This is a genomic window from Paenibacillus taichungensis (genome assembly GCF_047302525.1).
GTDB classification, from domain to species: Bacteria; Bacillota; Bacilli; order Paenibacillales; family Paenibacillaceae; genus Paenibacillus; species Paenibacillus taichungensis_B.
Genome location: NZ_CP168020.1, coordinates 6,350,100 through 6,367,102, shown reverse-complemented (window position 1 = coordinate 6,367,102; position 17,003 = coordinate 6,350,100). Strand labels below are relative to the sequence as shown.

Here is a 17,003-nt window from a genome sequence, read left to right as displayed (position 1 = left end):
CCACAAAGTTCAATATAAAATGATAGCGTTATCACAAAAGGTTGATTTAGGCATATTTCCTGGAACGAGGTATACTGGTTTTAATCTAATTGATGCTGATCTGAAGATAGTAGAAGGAGATGAAATGGATGAAAATAACATTTCTCGGTACAGGAGACATGTTCAGTGTAGAGCAACACCACAACAGTATGCTGGCCGAATTCGGCGATACACATCTGGTGATTGATTTTCCGGAATCCAATGCAAAAGCATTAAAGGAATACGGCTATCCAATGACAGATATTCACAATGTGTTTATCAGCCATCTGCATGAAGATCATATTAACGGAGTACAGATGCTCGGATATTATTCACAGATTGTGGGCGACCGCAAGCCACGTCTGTTTATCCACAAAGAACTGGTTGATCCGTTATGGAATATTTTATCCCCAGGCATGCGTTATACAACCGATGGGGAGCGTACGATGAGCGACTATTATGATATCGTACCTTTACCGGATGGAGGCACATTTGAGCTGGGGGGCGTGACATTTGAGACTTTTCGAACACAGCACGTGCCGGGTATGGTCAGCAATGGCCTTCTTGCAAAGCCCTACTTCTACTATAGCGCGGATAGCACGCTGGATCAGGAACGGGTAGAGCAGGCTGCCGCAGATGTACAGCTGATTTTCCATGAATGTCATATGCATGATCTGGTGATCAAATCACACACCTCACTGAAGGATCTGCAACAACTTCCTGCCGAAGTGAGACAGAAAACCGTGCTCATGCATTATCATGATGAATACGCGGATGCGGACAAACGGGCACAGTTCAACCAAAAACATGATCTAAGAATGGTGGGCACGCTGGAGTCGTTTGAACTGGAAGTGTAGTACGCAAATCGAACTATATGTATCACCAAAATAAAGAGGCAGCATCCATTCAGGTTCCTTTGAAGGAGCTTACGGGTGCTGCCTTTCTATTGATCTGCATTCCATGATTTCATATATTCAATAGTTTCAGGAGATGGTTTGGCTTTAACATGAACGTAATCTTCCGTTCGCTGATCATTTGGTCCGTAGGAGATTTTGATATACATATCCTGATAAGTTTTAATGATATTGCTATGGATCTCCGCTTTGGGCTTCAAAATATATTCTCTGAGTAAACTCAATCCCAACGGTTCTTTACCAGGACCCAGAGTAGTCTCGTGCGTATTTCCCGCATTGGAGTTGAGAAGCTCAGTGGCGTTAATGCTGTTCATCAAGGATGGATCAAGTGTAAAAGACTGTATCACATTGACCATCGGTACCCGGGCCTCTTTAACAGAAATCTCATATATAATGCGGTCCAAATCCGATTCATGATGAACTCTAACAGTAGCAGTCAAGCTATAATCATCTGGCAAACCTTCCTGAAAGGAATCCGGATTTTTCAGCAAACGTTGGGTCAAATCTCTTCGCTCGGTATTCAGCGTATAATCATCCGTTCGCTTCGGTTCTCCCCTTGGCCCTTTGTTTGTTCCCAAACTGCAAGCCCCCAGACAAACCGCCAGCACAAGCAGAAACAACCCCAACTGTACTAATTTCCTCACCCGATTTCCCCCTCGGTATGATCTATCTAAATGATGACTAATCGATATTAATAGCGATCACTACATTGGTTTATTATTCCATATAAGGATAACACGAATAGGTTCACTCCACCTAACATAAAAAACCACCTGCCTGGCAGATAGATCGCCAGTTCAGGTGGTTTAACAGTCTATATGAAGATTCGCTGATCCTCAACGTATTATTGAGCGGAAGATTCCTCACCCTGATCCGGGAGAGCCCACACGGAGACGCCTCCACCACATACATGGAAGGTGGCCCAGCCGTCTTTCTCAATAGTAATGCTATCCTCACAGCTGTGCGTCAGATCGGTCCAGACTTCGCCAGCACGGTGTTCGCCAACAAACATCCTTTTCTCACCATCATCACCATTCGAGATAACTACTGCACAACCGGAGCCTTCGATTTCGTCCAACCCGCGGCGTACCCACCCAATCGTGTTCGCGTGATCGAAGTAATCTTCCTGCTCTCCATAAGCTTTGTCGTAACGGGCTGACATCAGAATGTCGAGAATGTCCTTCTTACCCTCGACAGGTTCGGGACCATCAATACCGTAATAATCACCGTAAAAGACAACCGGGTAACCGTCACGACGCAACAGCGTCAGCGCATATGCGCTCGGCTTGAACCAATCGCCCACCCAGGATTCCAGCGCTTCATGCGGCTGGGAATCATGGTTATCGACAAACGTTACAGCATGCGTTGGATGTGTCTGCACCAAGGTGTCATCAAAAATCTTGGAAAGATCAAAGTCCCGGCCAGCCAGAGAGGCTTCATGAAGTTTGTAATGCAGGGACACATCGAACAGATCAATCTGATAGTCCACCGTATCCAGAAATTCACGGCATGCATCGAGATTGGAGTTCCAGAACTCGCCCACAATGTAGAAATCCTGCCCCCGTTTGCCGATCATCTCAGCAGCGAATTCCTTGATGAATTCGTGATTGATATGCTTGATCGCATCCAGTCGAAAACCGCTGCATTGCAGCGTATCGATGAGCCATTTTCCCCATTGGAGCATTTCCTGCCGGACATCCGGGTGATTGTAATCAATATTGGCGAACATCAGGTAATCATAATTGCCGAACTCATCGTCGACGTTCTGATTCCAGTTCTTGTTCTCCCCTGCAATGCGGAACACACCGCTCCGTTCTTCCTTGGCATCAAAGTCGGTACCGTTGAAATGTTCGGCGTTCCATTTGAAAGAGGAGTATTGATCCCCACGACCCGGAAATGTAAACTTGGTCCAGCCCTCGATCTCGAACGGTTTGGAGATTTCCTTCAACCGATCATTGGGATCGACCTCAATCACCTTGAAGACTTCCTTCTCATCCGCACCTGCCTTATGGTTCATCACCAGATCCACATAGACGGCAACGCCATTCTTCTGACACTCGGCAATCGCCTTGATCAGTTCCTGCTTGGTGCCATATTTGGTGCGCACGCTGCCCTTCTGGTCAAACTCGCCCAGATCGTACAGGTCATATACGCCGTAACCGGTATCCTCTGCAGAGACGGCTTTGGTCACCGGAGGCACCCACACGGAGTCGATGCCTTTGGCTTTCAGTTCTGGCGCCATTTCGGCCAATCGCTTCCAGTGGTTTCCGTCTGCGGCCAGGTGCCATTCAAAAAACTGCATCATCGTATGATTTCTCTTCATTCCCAACCGACCTCCTTGATTGCTTTCGAAGCGGACTACGGCACGCATCTGTATCGTCCTTGTTCGTTCGTATGCTATCCAAGTAATACCCTTTTCGGCCTATCCTTCAATCATGCACAGAAAAGAAAGCTGAAAAGTCTGCGATCGTTCTTTAACTAAATATCATTATTGGGGTGAAATCCGTGTGTAGTCTTGCCATTCTTCGGGCAGCAATGATCGATACGGTTCCTCGGTGAAACGATCATCAACCAGCACCAGCACGCCCTTGTCCTCTTCCGTACGTATCAGTCTTCCACCTGCCTGCAACACCTTGTTCATGCCGGGAAAAACATAGGCATAGTTGAATCCGTTGCGCCCTGTCCGACTATAATAATCGCGGAGTACGTTGTTCTCCAGACCAATCTGGGGAAGTCCGGCCCCGACCACCACAACTCCATTCAGACGATCACCCGGCAGATCCACACCTTCAGAAAATACACCACCCATAACGGCAAATACCAATCGTGTTCGTTCAGGATGCGGCTGGAATGCGTTCAGAAACGCCTCCCGTTCCTCTTCACTCATGCCCTGCTCCTGCATCACGACTTCTGCCTCGCCCGGCTGTTCCATATACGTCCCATGTACTTCACGCATATATGGATAGGAAGGGAAAAAGACGAGCAGGTTGCTATGGGGCCACTCGGCAACCAACTGACGCAGCATACTGGCAATGGGCTGTCTGGAACGTTCGCGGTCCCGATAGCGAATTGATAATGGCAACAATCTCACATCTAGTTGCTCTCGCTGGAAAGGCGAAGGAATACGCAGGGTGTAATCCTCTTCCTCCGCACCCAGCATATCCCGGTAATAACCAAGGGGTGACAATGTTGCAGAGAAATGAATGGTAGAACGGAACCCTTTGGCAGTCTGGCGCAGCAGCACGGATGGATCAAGGCAGAACAGCTTCACTCGTACTTCACTTCGTACACATTCCGCATAGGTAATGAAGCGTTCATCGTACAGCCTGGCAATACGCAGGAAATTCTGTGCGGTGAAGTAGGCTGCCAGCAGCAATTCATCCGTCTCGGCAATTCCCGAACCGCCTTCAACAAGGCATTGCTCTGCAACCATGACAAAAGGCTCCAGCAGTTCAATCAGTTCCTCCGGGGCCTCCTGTTGCAGCAATTTGCCCTCATCCCCACCATTTTTGCGAAGCGTAATTAGGTATTTGTCGATGGCGCCTGTCCGATCCGCGATGGCTTTAGCGGCGGTCACACTGCTGCCCAGCGTTTGGAATTCCCTTTTGACATCCAGAAAGACGGCCTTCTCCAGCTCTGCCGAAAACATCATTCGGCCCCGATCGACCAGATTATGTGCCTCATCGACCAGTAATACCGTCTTGCGCTTCTGCTCCTCCAGCATGCGTTTGAGCGAGATACGCGGATCGAAAATATAGTTATAGTCGCAGATCACCGCATCGGCTGCATACGCAGCATCCAGTGAAAATTCAAACGGACATACCCGATGCTTGCGCGCGTACTGTTCTATAACCGGGCGTGTCATTAACGTCTCATGTTCCAGCATATCCAGCACGGCTCCATTAATACGGTCATAATATCCTTCGCACATGCCACACTGTCCCGTATCACAGGCTTCCTCTTCCTTGAAACAGATCTTGTCCTTTGCGGTCAGACTGATCACATGCATCTTCAATCCTTCCGCCTGCATCCGGGCAAAAGCCTCTTCTGCCGCCACTCGCGTCGTCGTTCTTGCGGTCAGATAGAACAATCGTTTGGCTTCTCCTTCACCAATGGCCTTGACCGTGGGAAACAGGACTGACATCGTTTTGCCAATACCCGTTGGCGCTTTCGCCATCAGTCCCTGCCCCTCGCGGATGGTCTTGTATACGGCTCCTGCCAGCTTGCGCTGTCCCTCTCTGTATTTGCGAAAAGGGAAAGGCAGCTCTCGCACGCTTATATCGCGCTTCTCTTCATAAGCCACAATCATCTCTGCGTATGGCGCGTAACCAGCGACCAGCTCTGCTGCAAACTGTTCCAGCTCCTGCCGTTCCAGCATCCGCAAAAACCGTCTTTCCTCATTATTCACGGTGTGCACGTATGTAAGCTGTACCTGCATACGGGGTTCATCATGCTGAACGGCGTACATATAGGCATACATCATGGCCTGCGCCCAGTGTACGGGGGCCCCATCGCCCAGATCGTCCAGATTGCCCGCAGTTGATTTGATCTCATCCACCGTCAGTTGACCATCCAGACGAATCAGCCCGTCACATCGTCCCTCCACCACGTACGTCAAGTCTCCGTGTTGCAGCTCCACTTCGAGAACCACTTCTTTTAAATCCTCTTCTGTGTAATCCTTCTGTACCCGCTGATGTATTCGGGTCCCCTCCTGCATTGATGCATTCGAGCGAAACCCTGGACGTATGCTGCCACTGCGATACACATATTCCACCAAAGGTCTGACTGATATTCGAATTGCGGTTGTCATGCGATCACCCGTTCTGATTGTAGTCTCTATACTTTATCACGAAAAGTGGTGCTCAAACCAGCCAATCAGCCGATTGGACTCGTCCCCTCCCATATGCTATGTTGGGGGGAGAATTTACGTAAATAAGGAGGCAGCTTCTATGTATATCTATTTGGTACCTTCACCGATTCCGGATGCACTTGCTGCATATCCGCATCTGACTTTGCGCAGCGAGGAACAGGTTCGATTGGCCATTGAATCGACAGAACGTCTGATGAACATCGAGTCCGATGACAACGTAGCGGCGTACGAAGCCTTCGATGCCGCAGGTTCCTGGACAGGCGGCGGTTATGCCGTTCTGAACAATATACCCGTAACAGAAGATGGACGGAATGACTTCGAGGAACGTTTCAAGAACCGTGCGCGCAAAGTGGAAGACGAACCCGGTTTTGTCGGCATTCGTGTGCTTCGTCCGCTAAAGGACGATACGTATGTCGTACTTACACTTTGGCAGTCCGAGGATCATTTCAAAAACTGGCAGCAGTCTCAAGCCTATAACCATGCTCACCGCAACCGCAGCACGAGTGAAGGGCTGACCGCACAGAAGCCAACCATGTTTCCTAGACCTTCATTCGTCACGACATTCACCATAGAGTAAACGAGCGAGAGCAGACCTGATGTTATGTTAGGCTTCAGAACCTGTATGCAAGTTTACAGATATACTGTTGATCACACTTTGGACAAGCATCATTTAAATTATTTGTACTTTAAAATCACAGCCCCTTCTGCCTCTTCTTCAATGGAAGGGGCTTTTTGTATACGTGAGGTCATGAATGACCCCAAGCTCTTCTCTTCTTTTTCCAATAATTTCAAGAAGCGAGCAGCCAATAAGTTCGGTGCTTTTGACACGACATGCCATGAGATAGCATAATACTTGTTAAATGAAACTTCGGAAAGGAAGGAAGGCGGTAACTTGTCACGCAATTCACTCACCCGGTTTCTAAGCGGACCGTTTATAGTGTTCACCGTTATTATGATGATCAAAAGCTCTTTGGCCTGGATTGTGATCTTCGATGACATCCCCGTCTGGAAACCGCTGCTGACAGAGTTGCCGCTGATCTGGATCTGCTTTAGTCTGATTGAGTGGTTCGCAGCCAAACGCCGGATGTGGATATATCTCGGACTAAATCTGGTGCTATCGGGCATCTTCTTCGCAGCGATCATGTATTACAAATATTATGGTGTGATTGTCAATTATCACGCGCTTGCACAGGTTAATCAGGTAACCTCGGTCAAGAGCAGCATGTTCTCTCTGCTCGATCCGTATTATTTGTTTATTTTTGCAGATATTCTGGTTATCGCGGGGATTTTGGTTCGTCGGCGGATCAAGCTCGGTGGGACTGAACGTCCAGGCAGAGTGCCGCTTGAACGAAGGGCCAGAAGACGGATTGCCTCGGTCATTCTGGTTTTGTCGATGATGCTGTGCATGCTCAACATATACCCCAATCGGGCGAGTATGAGCGAGATTACACAGGCGGAGCAGATGGGGATTCTCGGTTACGAAGCGTACACCATCCTGGCGGATCGGCCTGATAAACCCGTGCCCCTCGATCAAATCGATCAGAATCATATCGACGAGATTAAACAAACGACAGCATTGCCCGTTGTTGTGGAGCCGGGTTCAGCCAAAGGACGCAACGTCATTGTTCTCCAGCTCGAATCATTCCAGAACTTCCTGATCGGATTGCAGGTAGACGGACAGGAAGTTACACCCAATCTGAATAAGCTAGCTGGACAAAGCCTGTATTTCCCCAACTTTTATCAGCAAGTGGGACAGGGGAACACGTCGGATGCCGAGTTTGTCGTGAATACATCGTTTTATACACCGCCCAACGGGGCCGCAACTACCGTCTATGCCAATAAGGAATTGCCAAGTCTGCCCAGACTGATGTCAGCGAACGGTTACCAGACAGCCACATTCCATACGAATGATGTGCACTTCTGGAATCGAGATCAGTTATACAGGGCGCTTGGATTCGACCAGTATTATGACATTAATTATTTCGGAACAGAGGATTCCATCGCCTTCTCGGCATCGGATGAAGTGTTGTACAGCAAAACACTCGATAAACTGGAGGCTATGCAGGACACGGGATCACCCTTCTATGCACAAATTATTTCCATGTCTGCACACCATCCTTACCATTTACCAGAAGATAAGAAAAGTCTGACGTTGCCGGAACGGTACGTTAATACGTTGCCAGGGGATTATCTTGTGTCCCAGCATTATGCCGATCAGGCGGTGGGGCAATTTATTGAGGGACTTAAGGAACGCGGACTATGGGAAAATAGCCTGCTGGTCGTTTACGGTGACCATCTAGGTCTGCCTATCTACTCACTGGATCGGACTGATGAGAAACTGATGCAGGAAATCTACGGTCGGGAATACACGTCTGCGGACATGATCAATATTCCACTCATCGTCACGGCTCCTGGCATCACACCGGCAGCTCAGCTGGAACAGATCGGAGGACAGGTGGATATTCTGCCAACGATCGCCGGGTTGACCGGTGCCTCTCTCCAGAACCAACTGTATTTCGGGCAGGATTTGCTGCGTGAGGGAAATAATCTGCTGCCAGAGCGCTATTACCTACCCTCCGGTTCCGTATTGAACGATGCTTCACTATTCGTTCCTGAGACGGGATACGGGGATGGTACGCATTACTCTCTTGCTGATGCCGGGAGACAGGATTTCGTGTCGGCAGAGCTTGATCAGGGGACGAATCCGAACAGTCTGAAGGATGAACCGGCCGTGCCCGCATCTGCCATACCATCTGAAGAGGAATCGACCTCTTCCGAATATATTACGAAGGAACAGTACGATCGGGCTTTGGATCTTCTCCACTTATCCAACAGTTATCTGAGTCAGTTACCGAATCGAAATGCAGTAAAATGATCCAACATGCGAAATGAACTTATTTTTTACTTTCAATCCATGATAAAAAAAGACAAGAGCCCATGAAAGGTCTGAAACGACCTGATCCATGGGCCTTTTCCATTCCTTCTAACCTCTATATCTAACACTTTCTCCCCAATTCTCTAACAAAAAGACACCTATATCCATCCGATTCATCCATTGCCAACAAATTACCCTCTTTAGTGAAGACACCTGGACGTTCCTGTTCCTTGAGCAGCGGTTTACAATGAAAGCGTATTATTCCTTGTTGAAGGAGGAGAATTATGAATTTCGACCTGAACTTTGTACCCTTCAGCCGCAGAGAGTCGTTCCTCGCCGTCTCTCTTCTCCCTGAAGGCAAGAATAGACAGCGGGGCCTCTACTTACGAACTGTGCGGGGTGGAGATGATAAATTTGGCGAGGCGTTCCGTATCGAACTGTTGGATCAGCAGAATCAGCCGATTCCATTCACGGCAGAAGCTTATCCAGAAGCCGTCCGGCTGAATTCACCAGCATCGGCAATCTTTGCCGACATCTGTATTTCGGATAGCCGCACGGTCCGATTCCGTTCGAAAAGGTGCGGGATCAGATTGACCTTTATCCCCTCAACTTATGATTATGCATATGAGGTGAATAAGAACAGCTGGGAAGTGAACAGCTTTACCCATGAATGCCGCTTCATGCTGACTGGACTTGCAGGCGACATGAAGCTGGAAGTGCCGTGGGACAAAATCAAGAGCTCACGCGTAATCGCAGAGTTCAGTATGGATATGGACACGAATACAGCTGAGTTTGCCGTTGAGGAGTTCCGCACAGTATGGGAGCCTCGCCCACAATGGGAGTCCTTTGATGATGACGTAGAAGCGGTTCGGACTGAATTCAACCAGTGGCTTGACAGTAGTCTTGCGATCCCCGATCGCTGGCAGGATGCGCGGGAGCTCGCGGCTTACATTACTTGGTCCTGCCTCGTTCCGGCGGAGGGATGTCTGACGCGTCCAGCCATGTATATGTCGAAGAACTGGATGACGAATATATGGAGTTGGGACCACTGTTTCAATGCGATGGCGCTTGTTCGCCATGATCCAAAGCTTGCGTGGGACCAGTTCATGATCTTTTTTGATAGGCAAGATGAGAGTGGATTAATTCCTGACTTTGTGAACGATAAATATGAACTGTGGAACTGCAACAAACCTCCTATTCACGGATGGACACTGGCTTGGATGATGCAACGTACGGATTATATTCGCGAGGCGCAGCTTCGTGAAGTGTACACCCCATTGTCCAAGTGGACGAAATGGTGGTTCCGGTATCGTGATGATGATGGTGATGGAATTCCTCAATATAACCACGGTAATGATTCCGGTTGGGATAACAGCACCGCTTTTAATAATGGAATTCCTGTAGAAAGCCCTGATTTAGCTGCCTTTCTGATTATCCAGACAGAGCTTCTGGCTGAAATTGCCGGGTTGCTTGGGCTTACGAAGGAATCTTCGGAATGGAGAAAACTGGCGGATGATACGCTGGAGAAGATGATCAGCCACTTCTGGAAAGATGATAGATTTATCTCCTTACGTTCAGGTACACATGAGCCTTCAGCTGGAGACAGTCTGTTGTTATTCGTTCCAATCCTACTGGGTAAACGCCTGCCTGAACCGATCAGAGATGTTCTTCTGGAAGGGTTGCGGGAGGAGAATCGCTTCCTAACGGAGAATGGTTGGGCGACCGAGAGCATAAGCAGCCCTTACTATATACCAGACGGGTACTGGCGTGGACCAATCTGGGCCCCATCGACCATGCTGCTCGTGGAAGGCGTAGCTGCAGCTGGTGACCTGGAGCTGGCTCGGGAAGTATCCCACCGCTTCTGCTGTATGCTTAGCCGGAGTGGTATGGCGGAGAACTTCGACGCCCTAACTGGTGAAGGCCTACGTGACAGGGCATTCACATGGACATCGAGTGTGTTCCTGGTTCTGGGGCACGAGTACACAATCTAAAACCAATATTGCACGTCTCTGGCTGCTGTTTTTTAAACAGCTTTCCGGGGAGGTGCTTTTACCGTTTCTTTGAAAAATTTTATTTGCACACAACAAATTGAAAGCGTTACCATGAAATGATTGGATTCTTCTATAGGCTACCTGTCCGTGCTAGAATGCAGGTAGATGTAGTTATTAGCGAGAGGGGAAACCGTTTATGAACATCCAATGGATCAGGCAGCTTTATAAACGCATTTTCTCTGGTTCCTACCGCAGTATACGGACCAAGCTGCTCTTCTGTTTTCTCATCGTGACTCTGATTCCGCTGCTCTCGCTAGGTGCGTTGTCCTATTACCAATCCGCCAAAATTATTAATTCCCAGTTTGGCAAATATGGTGAAAATGCCGTAGCGCAGTTGGAGCAGCAAACGAGCTCATCTTTAAGCCGAATGAAACAAATGAGTGAAACGATCTACTCGTATTTGCTTGATCCCGCCCATACAGATCTAAGGAATCAGGCACCTGTAACCTATAGTGAAATCATTGAGAAGAATGACTTTGAAGCACTACTTAAATCGCTGCGGACGGATCTAACCGCTGGAATCTATATCATTACACCCTCTGGCTATTATTACGGAGAGAACAATTTGAATGTTGACAAGCTGAGAAACATTCCAGAATGGAAGACAAAACCTGCTTCATATAAAGGATTATATTGGCTCGGCTTTTATATGCAAAATCACGCAATGAGCAGCTCAGGCGATTCGAATCTCCCCGTCCTTGGGCTCGCTGTTCCGATTCATAATTCCAACGGAACGCAAAACGGCAGTACCATACTCATAGAGGAGAATGCGCAGGAACTGATCCATATGTTCAAACTATTTGAGACAGATACGAAGTCGCATCTGACCATTAAAGCTTCGGACGGAAGGGTTGTGTATGAGAGCGCTTCAGCTTTTACGAAGAAGGATAGTGATATTACATGGACTCGGACGCTTTCCGTGAACCAGTGGACCATAGAAGCAAGATTACCTGCCAAAGCCTTCTACCTATCCTCGGGCATTATTAGGTCGAATACCATTGTCGTGGCAGTTATTTCATGTGTGCTTGCCTTTGGACTCGCCTATCTGTTCTCATCGAGGTTTACAGCGCGTATTCTCACGCTAAAGGATTCGATGCAGAAGGTCAGCTTCGGTAAGCTGGATACACGGATGCCGATCGAAGGTAGAGATGAGCTAGGTAGCCTTGATATGAGTTTTAACCGGATGGTAAGTGGTGTTCAATCACTCGTACAAGAAGTGGAACAGAGTGAAAGACTCAAAAAGGAAGCGGAACTGAAGGCTTTTCATTATCAGATTAACCCCCATCTGCTGTTCAATACGTTGAACTCCATTCAGTGGAAGGCCCGTCTCGAAGGGGCTGATGATATCCGTCAGATGTTGTATCACTTAACGATGGTGCTAGAAGGAAATCTGGATATATCGCAGGAACTGATCACGGTGGGCAGAGAACTACGCATGATTGAGCATTTCCTGAAAATTCAGGAGATCAGGTACGGAAATGTGTTCAGCTATGAGTTGAATTGTGAGGACTCACTGAAGCAGTATCTGATCCCGCGTATGACTCTTCAGCCGCTGTTTGAAAATATATTTTTCCACGGATTCACGGATGGGATCGGTATTATCAAGCTCGATGTCACCGTAGAAAAGAATGAGCTTCTGCTGACTCTCCGGGATAATGGAGCAGGTATGACAGAAGAAAAACGGGAGCGTTTGCTTTTTCCAGATCCGAAACGTCGTGGTCGCGGAGGATTAGGCGTCCAGAACGCAGACCAGAAATTCAAACTGCATTTCGGCTCGCAGTACGGACTTACAGTACATTCGACTAAGGGTGAAGGTACAGCGATTGTCATTCATTGGCCCAAAGAGGAGGAGCGTCCGGATGGATACAGCAAAGAGAATTAAGGTGCTGATTGCAGATGATGAGAGTATTGTACGGAAAGGTCTACGTTCGACCGTAGCTTGGGAGAAATTTGGAATGGAAGTTATAGCAGACGCGCCCAATGGACAAAAAGCCTGGGAAGCCTTTCTGGAGCATCGGCCTGAAATTGTAATTACCGATATTGTAATGCCAGAGATGGATGGCATTGAGCTGTCTCGCAAGATAAAGGAGATGGCGGCGAAGACAAAAATAATTCTGCTCAGTTGCCACCGAGATTTTGAATACGCACAGCAGGGAATTCAACTTGGGGCATCCGGATATCTTTTGAAAACCGCTTTTGAGGACGAAGAACTTGAAGACATGTTAAAGAAGTTCCAGCAGGAACTGTCTGTCTCCGCTCCCCCCTCTCCAAAGGATGAAGAACGTATGGAAACACTGCTCTTTGCATGGCTGAACGGGCATAGCTGTAAATTTCCAGAGGAGCTGGAGAAGCTGCATGGCGGTCAATCGCATGTTAATGGTCAGCCGCTGTTGATATATCTGATTCGAACGGCAGAATGCGGAGCATCTTGGACCGAGCTACTACAAGAAGCTGAGAAGAATGACCGTAGCATGCGCGAGGGTACGACCATTCCTTATGGAGAAGAATACTACTATTGGATCGTTCCTGATACGCTGCGAGGGTCTGCAGACAGCCTTCTGGTAGAGAGTAAGAGCAAATGCAGTCAGTTGAAGTGGACTCGTAAAGAATCCTTGCTCAACAGCGATGATCTGAAGCAGGCGTTCCAAAACCTTCATAAAGAAGCTGAGCTAGAGAAGCTGTATGGGATATCCGTAAATCATTGGCCAGATCCGATCTGGAAAGCCGTGAATCTACTATATGCTAATCCCGCAGCTGACTGGTCAGCCAGCGAACTGGCGGAAGAGGTTGGGCTCAGCCGCAGTCATTTCTCCATTCTGTTTAAGAAGGCTGTCGGTGATAGTTTCATTGCCTTCCAATATAAACGGAAACTGCGCCTTGCTTATGGCTTACTGCGGGATACACACCTAACCATGCAGGAAATTGCCGAGCGAACAGGACTTGGGGACAGCAAATATTTTAGCAAATGGTTCAAACGCTGTACGGGTCAGACACCGAGCCATTACCGTGCCCAACAAAAAGACGAAAGGTCCCGAACAGATTGACACCTGCTTCAATAATTCGAACAAAATCACAACAACATTCGAATAGATACACGTTTTGAACCGCTTTCATTCGCGTTACGATGAAAGCGGTTCAATTATTATAAACCTCACTGACAGGGAGCTGACGATATGAAGAAGAGAATTTCACTCATTGTCCTTGCAACGACGCTGATGGTATCTATACTGTCTGCATGCAGCGGTAACGCTGGAACAGCCAATCCGGAAAACGGCGGTTCGGATCAGACGAAGACACTTCGTTTTGCAACCTGGGATACGGGAGACGCGCTCAAAATTGAGCAGGATATCGCCAAGAAGTTTGAAGCAGAACATCCCGGTACAAAGGTGCAGGTTGAGGCCTATGCGGACGGATTTGACCAGAAGCTTGCCGCAGGCTTTGGAGCGGGTAACCCGCCAGACGTCATGTACATGTGGGACTTCCCTACTTACCATCAATCTCTTGAACCACTGGATAGCTTCGCAGAAAAGGATAAAGACCTGAAGATAGATGATTTTTACAAAGGATTGTTCAACTATGGAAAAATTGACGATAAGCTATACGGCATTCCGGCCGGCTTCACGACTCGTGTCGTCTATTATAACAAAAAGCTCTTTGATGCTGCCGGTGTCCCTTATCCTAAGGACGGATGGGAATGGAGCGAATTCCAGGATATCGCTAAGAAGCTGACGGACACATCCAAGAAGCAGTACGGCTTCGGTGCCCGTGCCGAGAATGATACGTATGACTTGCAGGGCTTTGTCTGGAGCAACGGTGGCTCCTTTATTTCCCCGGACGGTAAAAGCATCGAAGGCTACATGAACAGTAAAGAAACCGCTGAAGCTATCCAAATGTTTGGTGATATGGTCAAGAACGGCAGTGCCGTGCTCACAGGTGGTAAAGGCCAGCAAAGCGGTGATGATATTTTTAAAGGCGGTAAGATCGCCATGTGGGAAAGCGGAATCTGGCCGCTCGAATCATTCAAACAAGCAGGAGTTGATGTAGGTACGGTCGAAATTCCGGCTTTTCCAGGCAAACCGGTTAAAGGTGTACTTGCAGAATCTGCCCTGTCTATTGCTAAAGACTCCAAGCACAAAGATCTGGCATGGGAATTCGTTAAATTCTATGTCTCTAATGAATCGATCAAAATGCGTGTTGCTGACCTGCCAGTACGACAAAGTGTTGTAAACGAGCTCAAAAAGGATCAGGACCCGCTCTACAAACCTTATTACACCATGCTTGAGCGTTCGGATAATACACCTGCATTTCTACTCAATCCGAAGTGGAATGAAGTGAACCGACAGCTGTCGGCTGCAGTGGAAGCAGTTATGCACGGCAGCAATGCCCAAGAAGCGCTGAATCAGGCGGTTAAGGACAGCGAGCGATTTTTGAAATAACACTTGTAGAAAGAAGGTTAGGAGATGGCTCAGACCTACCTGCAGAATACATCAGAACCGACAGCTACCCTTAAGGCCTTGAAAAAACGCAAATGGGGTGGGCTTGCACCCTACCTCTTTATCTTCCCTTGGATATTTGGATTTATTGTCTTCACGTTAGGTCCCCTACTGTTCTCACTGGTCATTTCATTTTTTGATTGGCCAATCGTCGGTAAGGTAACTTTTATCGGGCTAGACAACTACGTAGAGATGTTTTCGAATGATCCGCTTTTTTGGAAATCTTTATTTGTAACACTGAAATTTGCAGCCCTCTTCGTTCCGCTCAATATTGTAGTTGCACTCGGACTTGCCATGCTGCTAAACCAAAGGGTTAGAGGAAGCGCCATTTTCCGTACGGCATTTTATCTACCCTCCGTGATCTCAGGTGTGGCGCTTGCTATGATCTGGTCGTGGGTATACAGCGGAGACTATGGAATTCTGAACTATTTCTTGTCTGTCCTTGGCATTCAGGGGCCCGATTGGCTGAATGATACGAACTGGTCACTTGTTGCGATGGTCGTTGCCAGCCTCTGGGGACAGGGATCGATGATGCTTATTTTCCTGGCTGGACTTAAAGGCATTCCTAAGGACCTGTACGAATCCGCTTCAATCGACGGAGCAGGTAAAATCCGAAAGTTCTTGAGTGTGACCATTCCGATGATTACGCCAACCATTCTGTTCAATCTCATTACATCAATTATTGCAGCATTCCAGCAGTTAACTCTTGCCCTGCTACTTACGGGAGGCGGGCCAATGAAATCAACCTATTTCTATGCGATGTATATGTATGAGAACGCTTTCAAATATTTTAAGATGGGTTACTCTGCCGCCAATGCCTGGTTTATGTTTCTGATCGTGCTTACCTTGACGTTTCTGGTATTCAAATCTTCGGAAGCCTGGGTGTTCTATGAAGGTGAAATGAAAAAGCAGCCGCAGAAGAAACTTAAGGCCAGTAAAAGGGGGCGGTCCTGATGAAAAAAATAGTTGCATACGTGTTGCTGATCGGGTTCTCACTGCTATTCATCGCCCCCCTGTTCTGGGCGGTGACCACAGCACTGAAATCACCGCAGGAGCTCTATCTGTTTCCTCCCAAATGGATTCCGTCCGTCTGGAAATTCAGTAACTTCGCAGAGGCATGGAACATCCAGCCCTTTAATTTATTTTTGAAAAACACACTGCTCGTTACGGTTTTATCCACCCTGGGTCAGCTGATATCCTGTACACTCGTCGCTTACGGCTTCGCCAGATTCCACTTCAAAGGGCGTGATTTCCTATTTCTTGTCGTCCTAGCAACCATGATGATCCCTTGGGAAGTAACGATGATTCCGCAGTATATGGAGTTTAACTATTTGGGTTGGATCAACACACTCAAACCGCTGATTATTCCATCGTGGTTCGGCTCTGCCTATTATATCTTTTTGTTGCGGCAGTTCATTATGACCCTCCCTCGGGAGCTGGATGAAGCAGCGACGATTGACGGCGCTAGTAAAATGACGATTCTGCTGCGAATCATCGTGCCGCTGATGGGACCTTCGCTGATCCTGGTCTCCGTATTCCAGTTCATGAGTTGTTGGAATGACTATCTGGGACCGCTCATTTTCCTGAATGATCAGACGAAATATACGTTAACACTTGGCCTATCTCAATTTAAGGGCATGTACGGTGTTGATATGCAATCCATCATGGCCATCACCTGCTTAATTTCGATTCCGCCACTTGCGATTTTCTTCTTCGCCCAGCGTTACATTGTTGGCGGAATTGCCACGACAGGTATTAAAGGATAGGACACACAGATAGAGG

At 47.9% G+C, this 17,003-nt stretch carries 13 protein-coding genes; 9 read left to right on the top strand and 4 right to left on the bottom strand.

Annotated features, from left to right (window positions below; genetic code table 11):
* Positions 1–128 precede the first annotated feature (128 nt).
* Positions 129–875 (top strand): MBL fold metallo-hydrolase, encoded by a 747-nt coding sequence (locus tag ACDJ58_RS28950; protein WP_413374170.1) that lies wholly within the window; start codon positions 129–131, stop codon positions 873–875.
* A gap of 86 nt (positions 876–961) precedes the next feature.
* Here the strand turns inward: ACDJ58_RS28950 and ACDJ58_RS28945 are convergent, their stop codons facing one another.
* The 3 genes from ACDJ58_RS28945 to ACDJ58_RS28935 form a co-directional block, all read right to left on the bottom strand.
* Positions 962–1,576 (bottom strand): hypothetical protein, encoded by a 615-nt coding sequence (locus ACDJ58_RS28945; protein WP_413374169.1) that lies wholly within the window; start codon positions 1,574–1,576, stop codon positions 962–964.
* A gap of 200 nt (positions 1,577–1,776) precedes the next feature.
* Positions 1,777–3,255 carry an alpha-amylase gene (locus ACDJ58_RS28940; protein ID WP_413374168.1) on the bottom strand — a complete coding sequence of 493 codons (1,479 nt, stop codon included), beginning with the start codon at positions 3,253–3,255 and terminating at the stop codon, positions 1,777–1,779.
* A gap of 165 nt (positions 3,256–3,420) precedes the next feature.
* Positions 3,421–5,742, bottom strand: coding sequence for a helicase C-terminal domain-containing protein (locus ACDJ58_RS28935; RefSeq protein ID WP_413374167.1), 2,322 nt, complete (start codon positions 5,740–5,742; stop codon positions 3,421–3,423).
* Positions 5,743–5,881: 139 nt separating this feature from the next.
* Here ACDJ58_RS28935 and ACDJ58_RS28930 point away from each other — a divergent pair, with 139 nt between their 5' ends.
* Positions 5,882–6,379 carry an antibiotic biosynthesis monooxygenase family protein gene (locus tag ACDJ58_RS28930; protein ID WP_090994860.1) on the top strand — a complete coding sequence of 166 codons (498 nt, stop codon included), beginning with the start codon at positions 5,882–5,884 and terminating at the stop codon, positions 6,377–6,379.
* A gap of 98 nt (positions 6,380–6,477) precedes the next feature.
* Here ACDJ58_RS28930 and ACDJ58_RS28925 read toward each other — a convergent pair whose 3' ends face one another.
* Positions 6,478–6,705 carry a hypothetical protein gene (locus tag ACDJ58_RS28925; RefSeq protein ID WP_413374166.1) on the bottom strand — a complete coding sequence of 76 codons (228 nt, stop codon included), beginning with the start codon at positions 6,703–6,705 and terminating at the stop codon, positions 6,478–6,480.
* Between the two features lie 49 nt (positions 6,706–6,754).
* On the opposite strand from ACDJ58_RS28925, the gene ACDJ58_RS28920 reads away from it, so the two are divergent.
* The 7 genes from ACDJ58_RS28920 to ACDJ58_RS28890 all read left to right on the top strand — a co-directional run bounded on the left by ACDJ58_RS28920 (position 6,755) and on the right by ACDJ58_RS28890 (position 16,987).
* Positions 6,755–8,677, top strand: a complete 1,923-nt coding sequence (locus ACDJ58_RS28920) for an LTA synthase family protein (protein ID WP_413379875.1) — start codon at positions 6,755–6,757, stop codon at positions 8,675–8,677.
* Between the two features lie 284 nt (positions 8,678–8,961).
* Positions 8,962–10,668, top strand: coding sequence for an amylo-alpha-1,6-glucosidase (locus ACDJ58_RS28915; RefSeq protein WP_413374165.1), 1,707 nt, complete (start codon positions 8,962–8,964; stop codon positions 10,666–10,668).
* A gap of 196 nt (positions 10,669–10,864) precedes the next feature.
* Positions 10,865–12,610 carry a sensor histidine kinase gene (locus ACDJ58_RS28910; protein WP_413374164.1) on the top strand — a complete coding sequence of 582 codons (1,746 nt, stop codon included), beginning with the start codon at positions 10,865–10,867 and terminating at the stop codon, positions 12,608–12,610.
* Positions 12,588–13,772 carry a response regulator transcription factor gene (locus ACDJ58_RS28905; RefSeq protein WP_413374163.1) on the top strand — a complete coding sequence of 395 codons (1,185 nt, stop codon included), beginning with the start codon at positions 12,588–12,590 and terminating at the stop codon, positions 13,770–13,772. Before ACDJ58_RS28910 ends, ACDJ58_RS28905 begins: the two co-directional genes overlap by 23 nt.
* A 129-nt stretch (positions 13,773–13,901) precedes the next feature.
* Positions 13,902–15,164 (top strand): ABC transporter substrate-binding protein, encoded by a 1,263-nt coding sequence (locus tag ACDJ58_RS28900; protein WP_413374161.1) that lies wholly within the window; start codon positions 13,902–13,904, stop codon positions 15,162–15,164.
* A gap of 24 nt (positions 15,165–15,188) precedes the next feature.
* A complete protein-coding gene (locus tag ACDJ58_RS28895) occupies positions 15,189–16,175 on the top strand; it encodes a carbohydrate ABC transporter permease (protein WP_413374160.1) in 987 nt (328 codons plus the stop codon).
* Positions 16,175–16,987 (top strand): carbohydrate ABC transporter permease, encoded by an 813-nt coding sequence (locus ACDJ58_RS28890; protein WP_413374159.1) that lies wholly within the window; start codon positions 16,175–16,177, stop codon positions 16,985–16,987. Before ACDJ58_RS28895 ends, ACDJ58_RS28890 begins: the two co-directional genes overlap by 1 nt.
* The last annotated feature ends 16 nt before the right edge of the window (positions 16,988–17,003 follow it).